The organism is Angustibacter luteus (assembly GCF_039541115.1).
In the GTDB taxonomy this organism is placed as follows: domain Bacteria; phylum Actinomycetota; class Actinomycetes; order Actinomycetales; family Angustibacteraceae; genus Angustibacter; species Angustibacter luteus.
On the sequence record NZ_BAABFP010000002.1, the window covers coordinates 1 to 18616 of the forward strand.

The 18616-nt window shown below is 72.9% G+C and carries 18 protein-coding genes and 1 tRNA gene; 8 read left to right on the forward strand and 11 right to left on the reverse strand.

Translation table 11 applies throughout. The annotated features are described in order from the left end of the window. The 9 genes from ABEB17_RS00010 to ABEB17_RS00050 form a co-directional block, all read right to left on the reverse strand. The coding region (locus tag ABEB17_RS00010) for a HAMP domain-containing protein (RefSeq protein ID WP_345714499.1) at nt 1–837 on the reverse strand (837 nt) is incomplete at its 3' end. Nucleotides 838–914: 77 nt separating this feature from the next. Next, a complete protein-coding gene (locus ABEB17_RS00015; protein WP_345714501.1) occupies nt 915–2102 on the reverse strand; it encodes an O-succinylhomoserine sulfhydrylase in 1188 nt (395 codons plus the stop codon). Next, nucleotides 2099–2287: a DUF1737 domain-containing protein gene (locus tag ABEB17_RS00020; RefSeq protein WP_345714502.1), complete on the reverse strand. Its 189-nt coding sequence runs from the start codon at nt 2285–2287 to the stop codon at nt 2099–2101. Before ABEB17_RS00020 ends, ABEB17_RS00015 begins: the two co-directional genes overlap by 4 nt. A 5-nt stretch (nt 2288–2292) precedes the next feature. Further along, the gene (locus ABEB17_RS00025) at nt 2293–3474 is read right to left on the reverse strand and encodes a bifunctional RNase H/acid phosphatase (protein WP_345714503.1); all 1182 of its coding nucleotides are present in this window, start codon (nt 3472–3474) and stop codon (nt 2293–2295) included. Next, the gene (locus ABEB17_RS00030) at nt 3471–4169 is read right to left on the reverse strand and encodes a zinc ribbon domain-containing protein (RefSeq protein WP_345714504.1); all 699 of its coding nucleotides are present in this window, start codon (nt 4167–4169) and stop codon (nt 3471–3473) included. Before ABEB17_RS00030 ends, ABEB17_RS00025 begins: the two co-directional genes overlap by 4 nt. Nucleotides 4170–4204: 35 nt before the next feature. Beyond that, a complete protein-coding gene (locus ABEB17_RS00035) occupies nt 4205–5392 on the reverse strand; it encodes a Nif3-like dinuclear metal center hexameric protein (protein WP_345714505.1) in 1188 nt (395 codons plus the stop codon). A gap of 76 nt (nt 5393–5468) precedes the next feature. Continuing rightward, nucleotides 5469–5544, reverse strand: a tRNA-Val gene (locus tag ABEB17_RS00040). 45 nt (nt 5545–5589) lie between these two features. Then, on the reverse strand, nt 5590–6057 hold the full coding sequence (locus ABEB17_RS00045) for a peroxiredoxin (protein WP_345714506.1): 468 nt from the start codon (nt 6055–6057) through the stop codon (nt 5590–5592). Between the two features lie 41 nt (nt 6058–6098). After that, nucleotides 6099–6527: a DUF3052 domain-containing protein gene (locus ABEB17_RS00050; protein WP_345714507.1), complete on the reverse strand. Its 429-nt coding sequence runs from the start codon at nt 6525–6527 to the stop codon at nt 6099–6101. A 242-nt stretch (nt 6528–6769) separates the two neighbouring features. On the opposite strand from ABEB17_RS00050, the gene fdhD reads away from it, so the two are divergent. Then, nucleotides 6770–7606: a formate dehydrogenase accessory sulfurtransferase FdhD gene (fdhD, locus tag ABEB17_RS00055; protein WP_345714508.1), complete on the forward strand. Its 837-nt coding sequence runs from the start codon at nt 6770–6772 to the stop codon at nt 7604–7606. Nucleotides 7607–7619: 13 nt separating this feature from the next. On the opposite strand, the gene ABEB17_RS00060 is transcribed toward fdhD, so the two are convergent. Beyond that, nucleotides 7620–8042 carry a YjbQ family protein gene (locus ABEB17_RS00060; RefSeq protein WP_345714509.1) on the reverse strand — a complete coding sequence of 141 codons (423 nt, stop codon included), beginning with the start codon at nt 8040–8042 and terminating at the stop codon, nt 7620–7622. A gap of 103 nt (nt 8043–8145) precedes the next feature. Between ABEB17_RS00060 and aceE the strand changes: the two genes are divergently transcribed. Beyond that, nucleotides 8146–10887 (forward strand): pyruvate dehydrogenase (acetyl-transferring), homodimeric type, encoded by a 2742-nt coding sequence (aceE, locus tag ABEB17_RS00065; protein ID WP_345714510.1) that lies wholly within the window; start codon nt 8146–8148, stop codon nt 10885–10887. An 88-nt stretch (nt 10888–10975) separates the two neighbouring features. Here the strand turns inward: aceE and ABEB17_RS00070 are convergent, their stop codons facing one another. Next, nucleotides 10976–11635, reverse strand: a complete 660-nt coding sequence (locus ABEB17_RS00070; protein ID WP_345714511.1) for a hypothetical protein — start codon at nt 11633–11635, stop codon at nt 10976–10978. Nucleotides 11636–11906: 271 nt separating this feature from the next. Here ABEB17_RS00070 and ABEB17_RS00075 point away from each other — a divergent pair, with 271 nt between their 5' ends. The 6 genes from ABEB17_RS00075 to ABEB17_RS00100 all read left to right on the forward strand — a co-directional run bounded on the left by ABEB17_RS00075 (nt 11907) and on the right by ABEB17_RS00100 (nt 18484). Further along, nucleotides 11907–13091, forward strand: a complete 1185-nt coding sequence (locus tag ABEB17_RS00075; protein WP_345715749.1) for a PucR family transcriptional regulator — start codon at nt 11907–11909, stop codon at nt 13089–13091. 91 nt (nt 13092–13182) lie between these two features. Beyond that, on the forward strand, nt 13183–14367 hold the full coding sequence (locus ABEB17_RS00080) for an acyltransferase domain-containing protein (protein WP_345714512.1): 1185 nt from the start codon (nt 13183–13185) through the stop codon (nt 14365–14367). Next, entirely contained in the window at nt 14364–15371 is a 1008-nt protein-coding gene (locus tag ABEB17_RS00085; RefSeq protein WP_345714513.1) for a beta-ketoacyl-ACP synthase III, read from the forward strand. The genes ABEB17_RS00080 and ABEB17_RS00085 overlap by 4 nt, the downstream gene beginning before the upstream one ends. Before the next feature lie 78 nt (nt 15372–15449). Continuing rightward, nucleotides 15450–15698: an acyl carrier protein gene (locus tag ABEB17_RS00090; protein WP_345714514.1), complete on the forward strand. Its 249-nt coding sequence runs from the start codon at nt 15450–15452 to the stop codon at nt 15696–15698. Between the two features lie 117 nt (nt 15699–15815). After that, the gene (gene fabF, locus ABEB17_RS00095; RefSeq protein WP_345714515.1) at nt 15816–17069 is read left to right on the forward strand and encodes a beta-ketoacyl-ACP synthase II; all 1254 of its coding nucleotides are present in this window, start codon (nt 15816–15818) and stop codon (nt 17067–17069) included. Next, nucleotides 17066–18484: an acyl-CoA carboxylase subunit beta gene (locus ABEB17_RS00100; RefSeq protein WP_345714516.1), complete on the forward strand. Its 1419-nt coding sequence runs from the start codon at nt 17066–17068 to the stop codon at nt 18482–18484. Before fabF ends, ABEB17_RS00100 begins: the two co-directional genes overlap by 4 nt. The last annotated feature ends 132 nt before the right edge of the window (nt 18485–18616 follow it).

The following is an 18616-nucleotide window of genomic DNA, read 5'->3' on the forward strand; positions in this document are numbered from 1 at the left end:
CGACACCTGCTCCACCACCACCCGCACCGACTCCTGCGCCGCATTCAACGCCGCCGCCATCCGGGCCACCTCGTCGGAGCCGGTCACGTTCGCGCGAGCCGTCAGGTCACCGTCCGCCATCGCGGTCAGGGCGTGCTGCACCTTGCGGATCGGGCGCACGATGGACCGCGTGACGAGAAGGCCTGCCGCGGCGGCCAGGGCCACGGCGACGGCGGCGCAGATGAGCACGACGGTCCACACCAGGGTGGCGTCGTGGTCAGCCTGCGTGGCCAGCGTGGCCGCCCGGGCGTCCGCGTACTTGATCAGCTGCTCGGACTGGGTCAGCAGGGCGGACCACTGGGTGTCCAGGTCCCCGGTGCTGAGCATGTCGTAGGCCGTCTTGGTGCCGGCCGGGGTGTCCGTGCGCAGGGCCGCGATCATCTTGTCCGTCGAGGCGAAGTAGGCGTCCCACAGCGCTGCGGTCTTCGTCGCCGTCGCCTTCTCGGCGGGCGAGAGGTCCAGCGTGCTGAGGCCCTCGAAGATCTTCGCGCCCGCGGCCTTGTCGTCCATGATGCCCTTGACGCTCTCGCCGGCCGGGTCGGCCGCCTTCGAGCCGCCGTCGACGACCGCGTGCATCCACAGGTAGGCCTGCCAGCCGCTGACGTCAGCATCCAGGTAGCGCAGCTCCTGGAGCTGGTCGCGCACGGTCTGCACCTGCTTCATCTGGGTCCGGGTGTCGGACTGCACGTTCTGACCCCAGAGGCCGACGCCGGCCACGACGGCCAGCAGCAGGCAGACGAGCCCGAAGGCGGCCGCCAGCCGGCGCCCGATGGAGCGGTCGAGACGGAGCAGGTGCATGGCGCAGGTACCTCGTTGCTGTGAAGGGACGACAGGTGTCGCCCTCCCCATCGGTCACTACGCCGTTCGGCTGAGAACTACAGCGAACCCAGTGCGGAGTCGAGGTCGGCGCGCAGGTCGGCGACGTCCTCGAGCCCCACCGAGAGCCGCACCACGCCGTCCGTGATGCCGACAGCGGCCCGCCCCTCGGGGCCGAGCCGGCGGTGGGTGGTCGTGGCGGGGTGGGTGATCAGGGACTTCGCGTCACCGAGGTTGTTGCTGATGTCGATGCAGGTCAGCGCGTCGAGCACGGTGAACGCCGCGTCCTTGCCGCCGTCCAGCTCGAACGTGATGACGGTGCCGCCGCCCGACATCTGCCGCTTCGCCAGCTCGACCTGCGGGTGGGAGTCCAGGAACGGGTAGCGCACCCACCTCACCCTCGGGTGCTGCTCGAGGTGGCGGGCCAGGGCCAGGGCGGACGCCGTCTGGTGCTCCACCCGCAGGCGCAGCGTCTCCAGGCCCTTCACCAGGACCCACGCGTTGAACGGGCTGAGCGAGGGACCCGTGTGCCGCATCATCGTCTGCACCGGGCCGTCGATGAACTCCTGCGTGCCGAGGACCGCCCCACCCAGCGTGCGCCCCTGACCGTCGATGTGCTTGGTCGCCGAGTACACGACGACGTCCGCTCCGAGCTCGAGCGGGCGCTGCAGCACCGGGGTGGCGAACACGTTGTCCACCACCACCTGGGCGCCGGTCGCGTGGGCGAGGTCACACACCGCCCGGACGTCGATCAGCTCCTGCATCGGGTTGGACGGCGACTCGAAGAACACGGCCGTCGCGGGCGTGCTGAGCGCCGCACGCCACTGGTCGAGGTCGTGCCCGTCGACGAAGTCCGTGTGCACCCCGAACCGCGGCAGGATCTCGTCCAGGATCACGAAGCACGAACCGAACAGGCTGCGCGCCGCCACCACCCGGTCACCGGCCGAGACCAGGGCCGCCATGGCGACCCAGACCGCAGCCATGCCGCTGGCCGTCGCGTAGCAGGCGGGCGCGCCCTCGATCTGCCGCAGCCGCTCCTCGAACGCTGCCACGGTGGGGTTCGCGTAGCGGGAGTAGACGAACCGGTCGACCTCACCGGCGAACGCGGCCTCGGCGTCCGCGGCCCGCTCGTAGACGAACCCGGAGGTCAGGTAGAGGGCCTCCGCGGTCTCCTCGAAGCCGGAGCGGTCCAGCCCGGCCCGGACGGCCCGGGTGTCCGGCCGCCAGCCCTCGCGGGGATCGCTCACGCCACGCCCTCCGGCAGCAGGACCGCCTGGGCGACGACGACGCGCCCGTCCACGGACGTGATGGACGGCGAGCCGTACAGCTCGTAGCCCTCGGCCAGGGCCGCGCTCACCCGCTCGCAGAAGGTGCGGTCGTCCGGACCGGACAGCAGCCGGTAGCGCAGACGCTCCGCGGAAACCTCAGTCATGAGGGTCAGCGTAGGGCGAGGCCCGCAGCGTGCAGGTGGCCCGTCTCGTTGAACGAGACGAGCGAGGCGCCGCCGTCGGACCACCAGCGCGTGGTCGACAGGGACGCCGGGCTGGACTCCATCCGCCACACCACCTCGGCCGGCGCGCCCATCGCCTCGCGGGCCATCGTCTTGATCGGTCCGGCGTGCGTGACGACGAGGACGCGACCCCGCGGGTGACCCGCTACCGTCCGGTCCCGAACCCGGCGGATGCGTGCGTCGAGCTCGTCGAAGCTCTCTCCGCCGGGAGCCGCGACGCCCGTCGAGGCGAGCCACGCGCGGTACTCCCGCGGCCATCGCTCGGCGACCTCCGCGCTGGTCAGCCCCTCCCAGTCGCCGAACTCGCACTCGGTCCAGGCGGCGTCGGTGCGGACGTCGACACCGAGCCGGGCGGCGACGACCTCCGCGGTCTGCTGGGCGCGCATCATGGGCGAGGCCACCACCGCCTCGAACGGCTCGACCGCCGCGAGCGCCGCGAGCGCCTCGGCCGCGGCCCCGGCCTGGGCGCGTCCCAGCTCGGTGAGCTCGGGCCCGACGCCGCTGCTGGATCCGCTGAACCGCCGGTCCACCGTGTGCGCGGTCACCCCGTGTCGGAGCAGGACCAGCGTCGCCGCGGCGCCGACGTCCGGCGGCCCGGCGGGCGCTGCGCCCCCGACCTTCAGCGGCGACCTCGGCGAGGGTTGCTGAGCGGGCGCCCCGGCGATCGTCTCGATCGCGCTGCCCCGCCAGGGCAGCCCGCGGGCCGCGTCGTCCATCGCCTCGTTGGCCAGCCGGTCCGCCGCCTTGTTCCGCTCCCGCGGGATCCACGTGTAGCTCACCTGGGACGGGTCGACGACGTCCCGGGCCTGCGCGGCGAGCCGGCGCATGTCCTCGTGCTTGATCTTCCACCGGCCGGACATCTGCTCGACGACGAGCTTGGAGTCCATCCGGACCTCGATGCGCGCGTCCGGGTCGATCTCGACGGCTGCCTTCAGGCCGGCGACGAGGCCGCCGTACTCGGCCACGTTGTTGCTCGCCACGCCGATGGGCTCCGCGCGCTCGGCGAGCACCTCACCGGTCTGTGCGTCACGCACCAGCGCGCCGTAGGCCGCCGGGCCGGGGTTGCCGCGCGAGCCGCCGTCCGCCTCGACGACGAGCCGGCGGCTCACAGCCCGGACTCGCCCGTCCGCACCAGGATCCGGCGGCACTCCTCGCAGCGCACGACGTCGTCGTCCGCGGCGGCGCGGATGCGCTGCATGTCCTGCGGGTTCAGCTCGAGCCGGCAGCCCTCGCAGCGACGGGCCCGCAGCATCGCGGCGCCGGTGCCGGTGCTCTCCCGGATCTTCTCGTAGAGGGCGAGCAGGGCAGCGTCCAACCCGAGCACCATGCCGGAGCGCTCGCGCTCCAGCCGCAGCCTCTCGTCGGCCAGCTTGCCGAGGGCCGCGTCGCGACGCTCGGTGACCTGGCTCGCCGTCGCCGCCAGCTCGGCCTGCTGCGCGCTCAGCCGCTCGACGTCGGCGCCGGCCCCCTCGAGCCGCTCCATGACCTCGAGCTCGACGTCCTCCAGGTCGCCCTGCCGCCGGGCGAGGGTGGCGATCTCGTGCTGCAACGACTCCAGGTCCTTGTGCCCGCCCTGCCCGGAGTCGAGCCGAGCCTGGTCCCGGGCCGCCCGCTGGCGCACCTGCTCCACGTCGGCCTCGGCCTTGACGAACTCGCGCTGGGTGTCGCTGGCGACGGTCTGCGCCCGCACGAGGTCGTCACGCACCGCGCTGATCTGCTGCTCGAGGTCGGCCAGCTCGGCGTGCTCGGGAAGCGTCCGCTCGCTGTGCGCGATCTGCTGCATCCGGGTGTCGACGCCTTGCACGTCGAGCAGGCGCCACTGGTCGGTCGTCGGTGCCTTCAGGGTGTGCTCCCTCTACTGGGGACGTGCATGGTCCAGGGGTCCGTGCGAGTCGTGCTCACGCGGGTCTCCACCGTACTGCCCGCCTCGCCGAGGGCCGCGACGATCCGGCTCTCGCAGCCGGCCAGCCACGGCCACTCGCTGGCCCAGTGGGAGACGTCCACCAGGTAGGGGCGTCCGTCGCCGGCGCTCTCGCGAGCCTCCGACGCGGGGTGGTGGCGCAGGTCGGCCGTCAGGTAGACGTCGGCACCGCTGGCCCGGACGGCGTCGAACAGGTCGTCGCCCGCTCCGCCGGCGACCGCGACCCGCTGCACCAGCGCGTCCTTGTCGCCGCTGACCCGCACACCCTGCACCGTGAACGGCAGTGCGCTGGACACCAACCGGGCGAACTGGTCCAGGGTCACCGGCTCGGCCAGGACGCCGACGCGCCCCACCCCGGTGCCGTGGCCCATGTCCGCGAGCTCGAGGACGTCGAAGGCCGGCTCCTCGTAGGGGTGCGCGGCGCGCAGCGCCTGGACGACGTCGGGACGACGGTACCGGGGTAGCACCATCTCGACCCGGGTCTCGTCGAGCGTCTCGACGTCCCCGACCTTTCCCACCGCCGGCTTCGCCCCCTCCCCCGGCGTGAACGTGCCGCTGCCCGTCGACGTCCAGGCGCACCGGCTGTAGTCGCCGAGCTCACCCGCGCCGGCGGCGGCCAGCGCGTCCACCACGGCGTCCGCGGACGCGGTCGGGACGAACACCACGATCTTGTCGAGCGCCTCGAGCGGCTGCGGGCTCAGCGGCTGCAGCTCGTCCAGGCCGAGGACCCGAGCCAGCGCGTCGCTCACGCCCGGCATGGCGATGTCGGCGTTGGTGTGCGCGACGTACAGCGCACACCCCGCCCGGATCAGCCGGTGCACGATCCGGCCCTTGGCGCTGGTTGCCGCGACCGAGCTGACGGCGCGCAGCAGCAGCGGGTGGTGTGCGACCAGCAGGTCGGCGTCCCACTCGATGGCCTCGTCGACGACGGCGGTCGTCGGGTCGACGGCGAACAGGATCTTGCGCACCGGTTGGTCGGGGTCGCCGCAGACCAGCCCGACCGCGTCCCAGTCCATCGCGCTGCCGGTCGGGTAGAGGTCGGCCAGCCCCGCCATCACCTCGGCCAGGGTCGGCGGCCGCACCTGCTGCGCGTCGGAGTCGCTCACGGGAGGAAACCTATCGCCCAGCAGGCAGCTGTCGGCAGCATCCGCGCGCCGCGACGTCTCGGACGACCCGGTGTAGTGGTGGGCCCGGCCGGGTTCGAACCGACGACACCCGCGGTGTAAACGCGGTGCTCTACCAGCTGAGCTACAGGCCCCAACCGCCCGGACCGGCCGGGCGGCACGTCGTCACGCCGTCGTCGTCACAGCGCGGCGATCGCCTCACGGTACGCGTTCGGGTCGCGCGCCTCGCCCGGACCGTGCACCAGGCTCCAGGCCAGGTTGCCGTCCCCGCCGACCAGGAACGTGCCACGGGTCGCCATGCCGAAGTCGGGCAGGAAGACGCCGTACGCGCTCGCGGCCGCGCCGTGCGGCCAGAAGTCGGACAGCAGCGGGAACTCGTAGCCCTGGTCGGCGGACCAGGCGCGCAGCGAGTGCACGGGGTCGCACGAGATCCCGAGCAGCTGGACGTCGTCGTTCTGGAACGCGGACAGGTCGTCGCGCAGCTCGCACAGCTCACCCGTGCAGGTGCCGCTGAAGGCGAACGGGTAGAACACGAGCAGGACGGCGCGCTCGCCGCGGAACGCCGACAGCGTGACCTCCTCACCGTGCTGGCTCTTCAGGGTGAAGTCCGGTGCGGGGTCACCGACGGTCAGGGTGGGCTCGGTCATGGAGGATCCTCTCGGGACTGCGAGGGCGGGTCGGTACAGGACTACTTGCGGCCGGAGCGCGGAGCGACGAGCTGGGTGGCGCTCCAGTCCTGCCCGGCGCTGAACGTCGAGGTGCCGTGCAGGCCGGCGGCCAGGGCCGCCTCGACGACCTCGCTCGGCGGGACGTGACCCTCGCGGCCAGCCTTCGGCGTGAGCAGGACGACGGAACCGCGCTCGCCGAGGTTCGTCAGGGCGTCCACGAGCGCATCCACGAGGTCGCCCTCGTCGTCCGCCCACCAGAGCAGCACGACGTCGGCCACCTCGTCGGCTTCTTCGTCCAGCAGGTCGGAGTCGACCGCGTCCTCGATGGCCACGCGGATCTCGTCGTCGACCTCCTCGTGCCAACCCAGCTCCTGCACGACCTGACCCCGTTGCAGACCCAGACGCCCGACGAGCCCCCGGTCGGCCGCGTCGTCCGCGGTGGCACTCACGATTCCCACTCCTCGCCTACGAGCCTCACTGAGCCCGGCGTTGCTGCCGGACCCGCGCGGGATGCCCCGCGTGTGCCCGTAGTCCACTAGAGGGGGACGGATCGCGCAAGCGCCTGTCCACAGGGAGGGCCTCTGCGTGTCGCGAATACCGGCACAACGGCGGACATTCACGGGCTCGCCCGGTGTCCCGCTGGCCCACCGTCCGGCTGTGCGGCTGCCCGCAGCCGTGCGAGGCTGACGGCATGGGACGCATCACGACGCGGACGCCGGTGCAGCGCGTCACGCTCGACGGCGACCAGGTCTCGGTGGTGCGCCGACCTGACACGGTGACCGTCGAGGAGCCCCTGCAGGTCCGGGTGGACGGCCGCCCGCTGACCGTGACGATGCGAACGCCCGGGGACGACTTCGACCTGGCGCTCGGGTTCCTGGTCGGTGAGGGCCTGGTGTCGGGGGCGGACGACGTCCGGACGCTCATGCACTGCCTGGACGAGGACGCCGACGGCCACCCCACCTACAACGTGGTGGACGTCGCCCTCAGCCCCGGCGTGGTGCTGCCGGAGGTCTCGCTCGAGCGGTCGTTCGCCTCGACGTCCGCCTGCGGGGTGTGCGGGACGACGAGCATCGACGCGGTGCGCCGCCGGTCGCCGTACGACGTCGCGGCGGACCGCACGCCGATCGCGCCGCAGGTGCTGGCCGACCTGCCGGAAGCGTTGGCGCGGGAGCAGGCCGCGTTCGAGCGGACCGGCGGGCTGCACGCGGCCGGGCTGTTCACCGCCGCGGGCGAGCTGCTGGTGGTGCGCGAGGACGTCGGCCGGCACAACGCGGTGGACAAGGTCGTGGGCTGGGCCGCCCGCGAGCACCGGCTGCCGCTGGCCGGGCACGTCCTCGTGGTCAGCAGCCGGGCGTCCTTCGAGCTCACCCAGAAGGCCGTGATGGCCGGGATCCCTTGTCTCGCAGCGATCTCGGCGCCGTCCAGCCTCGCCATCGAGCTGGCCGAGCAGTCCGGACTGACCCTGGTGGGCTTCCTGCGGCCGCCCCGGCTGAGCGTCTACGCGGGCGGCGACCGACTGGGGCTGTAAGTCGGCCGGCCGGTCAGCCGGCGAGGAACGACAGGCGGACCCGGCGGTCGGGGTTGTCCACGTTGGTGTCGACGAGCACCACGCTCTGCCAGGTGCCGAGCACGAGGCGTCCGCCGAGCACCGGCAGCGTGGCGTACGGCGGGACCAGGCCGGGCAGCACGTGGTCGCGCCCGTGCCCGGGCGAGCCGTGCCGGTGCCGCCAGCCGCGACCGGCCGGCCCGGACGGCGGCAGCACGTCGCGCAGCGCGGCGAGCAGGTCGTCGTCGCTGCCCGCACCGGTCTCGATGACCGCGACGCCGGCCGTCGCGTGCGGCACGAACACGTGCAGCAGACCGTCTCCGGCGCCGACGTCCGCGAGGAACTGCTCGCACCGCGAGGTCAGGTCGACGACCCGCTCGACCGCACCCGTGTGCACGTTCAGCTCGAGGCTCTCCACGCCGCCGACCCTAGCCGCGGACCGGCTACCGGTGGGTAGATGTGACGCGCCGGGCGGCGAGGGGCAGGATGGTGCCGTCTACGGATCGTGAGAGAGGACGACAGTGAGCAGTCGCGAGGACGCGGGACCCATCCTGAACGGGATCCCGAGCCAGCTGCCGGACATCGACCCGGACGAGACCCAGGAGTGGCTCGACTCGCTCGACGGTGTCCTCGACGAGAAGGGCCGCACCCGCACCCGGTACCTGATGCTCAAGCTGCTCGAGCGGGCCCGCGAGCGCCAGGTCGGTGTGCCCAGCCTGACCGCCACGGACTACATCAACACGATCAGCCCCGAGTCCGAGCCGTGGTTCCCCGGCGATGAGGAGGTCGAGCGTCGTTACCGCGCCTGGCTGCGCTGGAACGCCGCGGTCATCGTGCACCGCGCGCAGCGCCCCGGCATCGGCGTCGGCGGGCACATCAGCAGCTACGCCTCGAGCGCGACGCTGTACGAGGTCGGCTTCAACCACTTCTTCCGCGGCGCCGACCACGAGGGCGGCGGCGACCAGATCTACATCCAGGGCCACGCCTCCCCCGGCATCTACGCCCGCGCGTACCTGGAGGGCCGGCTCAGCGAGGACCAGCTGTCCGGGTTCCGGCAGGAGCTCAGCCACCCCGGCGGCGGCATGCCGTCGTACCCGCACCCGCGCCTCATGCCGGACTTCTGGCAGTTCCCCACGGTGTCCATGGGTCTGGGCCCGATGAACGCCATCTACCAGGCCCAGTTCAACAAGTACCTGCACGGACGGGGCATCAAGGACACCAGCCAGCAGCGCGTGTGGGCGTTCCTCGGCGACGGCGAGATGGACGAGCCGGAGAGCCGCGGCCTGCTGCACGTCGCCGCTTTCGAGGAGCTCGACAACCTGACGTTCGTGGTCAACTGCAACCTGCAGCGGCTCGACGGTCCGGTGCGCGGCAACGGCAAGATCATCCAGGAGCTCGAGGCGTCGTTCCGCGGCGCCGGCTGGAACGTGGTCAAGGTGACGTGGGGCCGCGAGTGGGACCCGCTGCTGGCCGCCGACCGGGACGGCGCGCTGGTGCACCTGATGAACTCCACCCCGGACGGCGACTACCAGACCTACCGGGCCAACGACGGCGCCTACATCCGCGAGCACTTCTTCGGCCGGGACCCGCGGACCCGCAAGATGGTCGAGAACCTCTCGGACGACGACATCTGGAAGCTCAAGCGCGGTGGCCACGACTACCGCAAGATGTACGCCGCCTACGACGCCGCCGTGCACCACACCGGCCAGCCCACCGTCGTCCTCGCCCAGACCATCAAGGGCTACGGCCTCGGGCCGCACTTCGCCGGCCGCAACGCGACGCACCAGATGAAGAAGCTGACGGTGGACGACGCGAAGCTGTTGCGGGACAGCCTGCGCATCCCGATCAGCGACGCGCAGATCGAGGCGGACCCGTACAAGCTGCCCTTCTACCACCCGGGCGCGGAGGACGAGGCCATCAAGTACCTGCTGGAGCGCCGCGCCAAGCTGGGCGGCTCCATCCCGCGGCGCCGCTCGCACGGCAAGCAGCTGGCCCTGCCGCCGGACTCGACGTACGACGTGGTCAAGCGCGGGTCCGGCAAGCAGGAGGTCGCCACCACGATGGCGTTCGTCCGGCTGCTGCGCGACCTCATGCGGGACAAGGAGATCGGCCCGCGCATCGTGCCGATCATCCCGGACGAGGCGCGGACCTTCGGCATGGACTCGTTCTTCCCGACGGCCAAGATCTACAACCCGCACGGGCAGAACTACGTGTCCGTGGACGCCGACCTGATGTTGGCCTACAAGGAGTCGACGTCCGGGCAGATCCTGCACGTGGGGATCAACGAGGCCGGGTCCGTGGCCGCCTTCACCGCGGCCGGGTCGTCGTACTCGACGCACGGCGAGCCGATGATCCCGGTCTACGTCTTCTACTCGATGTTCGGCTTCCAGCGGACGGCGGACAGCCTGTGGGCGGCCGCCGACCAAATGGCCCGTGGCTTCCTGATCGGGGCGACGGCCGGCCGCACGACGCTGACCGGCGAGGGCCTTCAGCACGCGGACGGCCACTCGCCGATCCTGGCCGCGACCAACCCCGCGGTCGTCGCCTACGACCCGGCCTACGGCTACGAGATCGGGCACATCGTCCGCGACGGCCTGCGTCGGATGTACGGGGACGACCCGGAGAACGTCTTCTACTACCTGACGGTCTACAACGAGCCGATCGTCCAGCCGGCCGAGCCGGAGAACCTCGACGTGGACGCGCTGCTCAAGGGCATGTACCTGCTGCGCCCGGGTCAGGCCGACACCGGCCGCCCGCGGGTGCAGCTGCTGGCCTCGGGCGTCGCGATGTCCTGGGCGCTCGAGGCCCAGGAGCTGCTCGGGACGGACTTCGGGGTGGACGCCGACGTGTGGAGCGTGACGTCCTGGAACGAGTTGCGCCGTGACGGGCTGGCCTGCGACGAGCAGTCCTTCCTCGCCCCGGAGCAGCCGGTGCGGGTGCCGTTCGTCACCCAGCAGCTCGGACGTCGGCACGGTCCGGTGGTCGCGGTCAGCGACTACATGCGGGCGGTGCCGGACCAGATCCGCGAGTGGGTCCCGTCGGACTACGCGACGCTCGGGGCCGACGGCTTCGGCCTGTCCGACACCCGACCCGCCGCGCGCCGGCACTTCCACATCGACGGCCCGTCGGTCGCCGTCCGGGCGCTGCAGTCCCTGGCCGCGCGGGGCGAGATCGACCCGCGCACGCCAGCGGTGGCGGCCGAGAAGTACCAGCTGCTGGACATCTCGGCGGGCACGTCGGGCAACGCCGGCGGCGAATCCTAACCCGTCCGCTGGGGCGAACGTGCATGATCACCGCGGAGCGCGTCCGCGGTGATCATGCGCGTTCGCCCGATCCGCCGGTGGGGTCGGCTCAGCGGGCTGCGGGGCGACGCGAGGCGAGCGCGTCCAGCTGCTCGCGCAGGTCGACGACGTCCGCCTCGGGGTGCTCGGCGAGCGCGTCGAGGTGGCGGCGGGCCTCGCCGATCCGCCCGGCCTCGGCGGCGGCCTGCACGAGCTCGCGGCCCGCGCCCGGCACGTGCTCGCGCGGGCGCCAGTGCCCGACGCCCAGGGCCAGTGCCACCTCGGGCATCCCCTCGCGCCGCAGCATCGCCAGGCTCTCGGCGAGCGCCCGACCGGTGGGCTCGCGCTCGACGGCGATCCCGAGCCGGCGCTGCGCGCCCTCGAGGTCCTCGCGCAGCGAGAGCCGGCCGAGCTCGATCAGCGGGTACCAGGCGCGGGAGTTGTGCGCGAGCTCCTCGGCCAGCGCCCACTCGGCGTCGGCGACGGCCCGCGGCCGACGTTCCTCGTCCTCGTGGCCCTCGGCGGCCTCGCGGCGGACCACCTCGGCGAGCTGGGCGAAGGCGACGGAGTCGTTGGGGTCCTGGTGCAGGCGGGCGCGCAGGGCGACCTGGTTGTCGTCGGAGGCGGGCCCGACGAGACGGCGGCGCTTGAGCAGGGTCGGCGCTGCGCTGGTGCCCGCAGCGGCGGCAGAACCGCGCACCCGTTCACGAAGTCGGTCCAGCAGTCCCACGTCGTCCTCCTTGCGTCCCGGTCAGGGTCCGAGGATCCGGCAGATGCTCAACCGATCCGCACTGCGACGATAACCCAGGATTGTCCGTTCGGCAGCCCCCGGAGCCGCCGGGTGGGCCGCTGAGCGCCCGGCGTCACCATCTCGTGACCATTGTGTTGCGTCCACAAAGACGCATTAGGCTGCCAGCGTGAGTGAGCACGCCGAGAACGTGCGCCCGAGCGTCGTCGCGGGCGTCGCCGGCGCGCGCACGAGGCGACGCATCGAGCAGGGCATGCCGGAGCTGGCCCGGCTCGCGACGTCCCGGATGGAGGCGACCCTCCCCTGGTACCGCGCCCTGTCCGCCCAGGACCGGTCGTGGGTGGGCCTGGTGGCGCAGGCGGGCGTGGGTGCGTTCCTGGCCTGGTTCCGCCACCCGAGCGGGGTGCTGGAGATCACGGCTGACGTGTTCGGCACGGCACCGCGCGAGCTGACCCGCGCGATCACGCTGCGCCAGACCCTCGACCTGGTCCGCACGGTGGTGGACGTCGTCGAGGACCAGGTCGACGAGCTGGCCGCGCCGGGCGAGGAGCAGGCCCTGCGGCTGGCCGTGCTGCGCTACTCCCGCGAGGTCGCCTTCGCGGCCGCCGAGGTCTACGCCCAGGCCGCCGAGTCCCGCGGCGCCTGGGACGCCCGGCTCGAGGCCCTGGTGGTCGACGCGGTGCTGCGCGGCGAGGCGGACGACGCCCTGCAGTCGCGCGCCGCGGCGCTCGGCTGGGACGCGCAGACGGACGTCGTCGTGGTGGCCGGCGAGGCGGCCTCGGGGTCGGCGGCGGAGGTCGTGGAGTCCCTGCGGCAGCACGCTCGTCGCCTCGGCGTCGACGCGCTGGCCGCGGTGCAGGGTGGCCGGCTGGTCGCCGTGCTGGGTGGCGTGACGAACCCCCTGGCCACGGCGGACGGTCTCTCGCTCGCGTTCGCCGAGGGGCCGGTCGTGGTCGGGCCGACGGTGCCGCACCTGTTCGCGGCGGGACGTTCGGCGCGGGCCGCGCTCGCGGGGCTCGTCGCGGCTCGCGCGTGGCCCGAGGCACCCCGCCCCGTGCTGGCGGACGACCTGCTGCCCGAGCGGGTGCTGGCCGGGGACACCCCCGCCCGGCGCGCGCTGGTCGACCGGGTCTACCGCCGCCTGCAGGACGCACGCGGGAGCCTGCTCGACACGGTCAGCACGTACCTGGAGTCCGGCGGTTCGCTGGAGGCGTCGGCGCGCATCCTGTTCGTGCACCCCAACACGGTGCGGTACCGGCTGCGCCGGGCGGCCGAGACCTGCGGGTACGACGTGATGCAGCCCCGGGACGCCCACGTCGTCCGGATGGCGCTGGCGCTGGGCCGGTTGTCCGGATCGACCCGGCGGCCGCTGCCGCCCGCCGACGCCGACCTCGAACCGGTTGTGGCCCCGACCGGGGCCGCCCGGACCGCTGATTGACGCCGTTTTGTAGGAAACCTCCAAATCGAGGGCGCAAGGTTGGTCCGCGTCGGCAGCCGGTTCCGGCCCCTGCAGCAGACAGGGTGGGTACGTGCTCGTCATCGCCTGCCCTGGACAGGGCTCCCAGACCCCCGGCTTCCTGCGCCCCTGGCTCGAGCTGCCGGGCTTCGAGGACCGGTTGAGCTGGCTGTCCGTCGTCGCCGGGATCGACCTGGTCAAGCACGGCACCGAGTCGGACGCCGACACCATCCGGGACACGGCCGTGGCGCAGCCGCTGATCGTGGCGAGCGGCCTGGTGTCACTGCTGGCGCTCTTCCCGCACCCCGCCGAGGCGTTCCGGCAGATCGCCGCCGGTGCAGGGCACAGCGTCGGTGAGATCACGGCCGCCACCGGCGCGGGCGTGCTGACCGCCGAGCAGGCCATGGTGTTCGTCCGCGAGCGTGGCCGGGCGATGGCCGAGGCCAGCGCAGTGACGGCGACGGGCATGACGGCCGTCCTCGGTGGTGACCCGGACGAGGTCGCGGCTGCCCTGGCCAAGCACGGCCTGACCGCGGCGAACGCGAACGGTGCGGGGCAGACGGTTGCGGCCGGCACCCTCGAGCAGCTGGCCGCCCTGAAGGACGTCCCGCCCGCCAAGGCCCGCCTGATGCCCCTGCAGGTCGCCGGGGCCTTCCACACCGAGCACATGCGGCCGGCCGTCGACGTCCTGTCCGGCTACGCCCGCGCCATCACCACGCACGACCCGCGCACCCGGCTGCTCTCGAACGCCGACGGGCACGTCGTGCACGACGGGCGCGAGGTGCTGCGCCGGCTGGTCAGCCAGGTCAGCAACCCGGTGCGCTGGGACCTGTGCATGGAGGCCATGCGCGACCTGGGCGTCACCGGCTTCATCGAGATCCCCCCGGCCGGCGCGCTGACCGGGTTGGTCAAGCGGTCGCTGCCGGACGTCGAGACGCTGGCCCTGAAGACCCCCGACGACCTGGACAAGGCCAAGGAGATGGTGGCCCGGCACGGCCAGTCCAGCGGCCTGTCGCAGAGCCCGACCTGGCGCCTGGTCGTCGCCCCGCTGAAGGGCATCGTGCACTTCACCGCGCTGGACGCCGGCGCGTCCGTCGGCGACGGAGACACCATCGCCACCGTGGCCACCCTGCGCGACACCTTCGACGTCGTCGCCCCGCACGGCGGTCGCGTCGTCGAGTGGCTGGTCGAGGACGGCGACCCCGTCTCGCCCGGTCAGCCCATCGTCCGACTGCACCCGCAGGAGGTACCGGCATGACCGAACGCCCCCAGATCTCGCCGCCCAGCGGCGCCCCGCACGCCCGGATCTACGGCGTGGGCGGCTACCGGCCCGAGCGGGTCGTGCCCAACTCCGAGCTCGTCGAGCGGATCGACTCGAGCGACCAGTGGATCCGGGAGCGCTCCGGCATCGTCTCGCGTCGTTGGGCCGCCGCCGACGAGACCGTGGTGGACATGGCCGAGGCCGCGTGCCGCCAGGCCCTGGACGCCGCGGGCCTGGACGCCTCGCGCATCGGCGCGGTGCTGGTGGCCACGGTCACCCACCCGTTCCAGACGCCGTCCGCGGCCTCCATGCTGACCCACCGGCTCGGCGCCACCCCGGCGGCGGCCATGGACATCTCAGCCGCCTGCGCCGGCTTCTGCCACGGCGTCGCGCTGGCCGGCGACATGGTGCGCGGTGGCAGCGCCGAGTACGTGCTGGTCGTGGGGGTCGAGAAGCTCTCCGACTTCACCGACCTCAGCGACCGCGGCACCGCCTTCATCTTCGGCGACGGTGCGGGCGCGGTGGTGATCGGCCCGTCCGACACCCCGGGCATCGGCCCCACCGTCTGGGGCTCGGACGGCGCGCAGTGGGACGCGATCCGCCAGCGCGAGAGCTGGATCGCCGTCCGCGACGGCAGCACCGACTGGCCGCACATCACGATGGCCGGCCAGACCGTGTTCCGCTGGGCCGTCTGGCAGATGGCACCCATCGCCCAGCAGGCGCTGGAGAAGGCCGGCATCAGCGCGGAGCAGCTGGACGCGTTCATCCCGCACCAGGCGAACATGCGGATCATCGACTCGATGATCAAGGCGCTGCGGCTGCCCGAGGGCATCCCGGTGGCGCGCGACATCGCCGAGACCGGGAACACCTCCGCCGCCTCGATCCCGCTGGCGATGGAGCGGATGCTCCGCGAGGGTGAGGCGCCGCACGGCGGCCTGGCCCTGCTCATCGGCTTCGGCGCCGGCCTGTCCTACGCCGCGCAGGTCGTCACCCTCCCCTGATTCCCCGCCACCCGACGGGACCTTCGGGCAGCACGCAGGCAGTTCATTCCGGAACGTCACACACAAGGAGCGCCACGCATGGCCAACAGCGAGCAGGAGATCCTCAGCGGTCTCGCCGAGATCGTGAACGAGGAGACCGGGCTCCCCACCGACTCCGTCGAGCTGGACAAGAGCTTCACCGACGACCTCGACATCGACTCGCTGTCGATGATGACGATCGTGGTCAACGCCGAGGAGAAGTTCTCGGTCCGCATCCCCGACGACGACGTGAAGAACCTGTCGACCGTCCGCGACGCCGTCGCGTACATCGCGCAGGCCCAGGGCTGAGTCCCTCCCCCGTGCAGTCCGGGGACGGCGTCCGGGTCTCCTCCGGCGCCGTCCCTGGGCGACACACCGCAGCACCTGCACATCTCACGACCCGACGTACGAGGAGCTGACCCGAGCATGGCCACGAGCCAGAACCGTCGTGTCGTCGTCACCGGCCTCGGTGCGACGACCCCCCTGGGTGGTGACGTCGCCACGACCTGGCAGGCCGCCCTTGACGGCACGTCCGGCGCCCGCACCCTGACCCAGGACTGGGTCGCCGAGTTCGACCTGCCGGTCACCTTCGCCGCGTCGGTCGCCGTACAGCCCATCGACCAGCTGGCGCGGGTCGAGACCCGCCGCCTCGACCCGTCCGGCCAGTTCGCGCTCGTCGCGGCCCGCGAGGCCTGGGCGGACGCCGGATCCCCCGAGGTCGACGGCGAGCGCCTCGGCGTCGTCGTGGCCAGCGGCATCGGCGGCGTCTGGACCCTCCTGTCGTCGTACGACACCTTGCGCGAGAAGGGGCCCCGCCGGATCTTCCCGCTGACCGTGCCGATGCTGATGCCGAACGGCCCGGCCGCCGCGGTCAGCCTCGAGCTCGGCGCCCGGGCCGGTGTGCACACCCCGGTCAGCGCCTGCGCGTCGGGCGCCGAGGCGATCGGGTACGCCGTCGACATGATCCGCACGGGCCGCGCGGACGTCGTCGTCGCGGGCGGCACCGAGGCCGCGATCCACCCGCTGCCGATCGCCGGGTTCGCGGCGATGCAAGCGCTCTCGACCCGCAACGACGACCCGGCCAAGGCCAGTCGTCCGTATGACCTGAACCGGGACGGCTTCGTGCTCGGCGAGGGCGCCGGAGTGGTCGTGCTCGAGTCCGAGGAGTACGCCCGCGCCCGCGGCGCCCGGATCTACGCCGAGGTGGCCGGAGCCGGCCTGACCAGCGACGCCCACCACATCGCCGCACCCGACCCGTCCGGCGCCGGCGCCGCCCGGGCCATGCTCGCGGCCCTCGAGGCCGCGGACGCCAGCCCCTCGGACGTCGTCCACCTCAACGCGCACGCGACGTCCACGCCGGTGGGCGACACGGCCGAGGCCAACTCGATCCGCGCCGCCCTCGGCAGCGCGACCGACCAGGTCTGTGTCTCGGCGACCAAGTCGATGACGGGCCACCTGCTGGGCGCCGCGGGGGCGGTCGAGGGCATCTTCACCATCCTCGCCCTGCACCACCGGCTCGCCCCACCGACCATCAACGTCGACGACCTCGACCCCGAGGTCAACCTTGACGTCGTGATCGACAAGCCTCGCCCGCTCGGGGACGGCGACCTGGTCGCCCTCAACAACTCGTTCGGTTTCGGCGGCCACAACGTGGCCCTGGCCATCCGGAGCGCCTCGTGACCGCCACCCACCCCGGGCAGGACCTCAAGGTCGAGGTCGACCCCCGCGATCCCGAGCTGCGGCTGGGCATCTTCTTCGACGAGGGCAGTGTCGAGCTGCTGACCGAGCGCGACGACAGCGGCATGCTCGCCGCGCGCGGCACGGTGAACGGCACCCCCGCGGTGGCCTTCGCCAGTGACGCCACCATCCAGGGCGGCGCGATGGGCGAGGCGGGCTGCAAGGTCTGCCTGGTGGCCTACGAGCGGGCGCTGGCGGACGGCGTCCCGGTCGTCGGGCTCTGGCACTCCGGCGGTGCACGGCTGCGTGAGGGCGTGGTGTCCCTGCACGCGGTCGGCGAGGTCTTCGCGATCATGACCCGCGCGTCCGGCAAGATCCCGCAGATCTCCGTGGTGATCGGTGCGGCGGCCGGCGGTGCGGCGTACGGGCCGGCCCTGACCGACATCGTCATCCTCGGCCCGGACGGGCGCGTCTTCGTCACCGGCCCGGACGTCGTCCGCTCGGTGACCGGCGAGAACGTCGACGCGCTGCGCCTGGGCGGTCCGGAGCCGCACGGCCGCCGCTCGGGCGTCGTGCACGTCGTCACCGAGACCACTGAGCAGGCGTACGAGCGGGCCCAGCTGATCACCCACCTGCTCGGCAGCCAGGGGTCGATGGACCTGTCGGCGGTCGACGAGCGGCCCCTCGAGGACCTGCTGCCCGAGTCACACAAGCGCGCCTACGACGTGCACCCGCTCGTCACCAACCTGCTGGACTCGCCGGAGACCTCGGTCGAGCTCTTCCCCAAGTGGGCGCCGAACATCGTCACCACGCTGGGCCGGCTGGGCGGTCGCACCGTCGGCGTCATCGCGAACAACCCGATGCGCCTCGGCGGTTGCCTGGACTCCTCGTCGGCCGAGAAGGCGGCGCGGTTCGTCCGGATGTGCGACGCGTTCGGCGTCCCGCTGATCGTCGTCGTCGACGTCCCGGGGTACCTACCGGGCGTCGGGCAGGAGTGGGACGGCGTCGTCCGGCGCGGCGCCAAGCTGCTGCACGCCTTCGCCGAGGCGGTGGTCCCCCGGGTGACGCTGGTGACCCGCAAGTCCTACGGCGGCGCGTACATCGCCATGAACTCGCGCTCGCTCGGTGCGACCAAGGTGTTCGCCTGGCCCGGCGCGCAGATCGCCGTGATGGGCGCAGTCGCCGCGGTGCGGATCCTGCACCGCCGCAAGTTGGCGGACGTGGCTGAGGACGCGCGGGCGGACGTGGAGGCCGAGCTGGCGGCCGAGCACGAGGTCCTCGCCGGCGGCCTGCCGCGCGCGGTCGAGATCGGTGTGGTCGACGAGATCGTCGCGCCCGTCGACACCCGGGGCGCGCTGGCCCGGGCGATCGATGCCGCGCCGCACGAGCGCGGCCAGCACGGCAACATCCCGCTCTGACGCTCACCTGACGCGAAAGGGGCACCCGAGCCGTTCGGGTGCCCCTTTCGCGTCAGCCGGCGAAAGCTGGTTGCACGGCGCCCCTCGCTGACGTACGGTTCTCGATGGAACGAAACCGTTTCGTTTCATCCG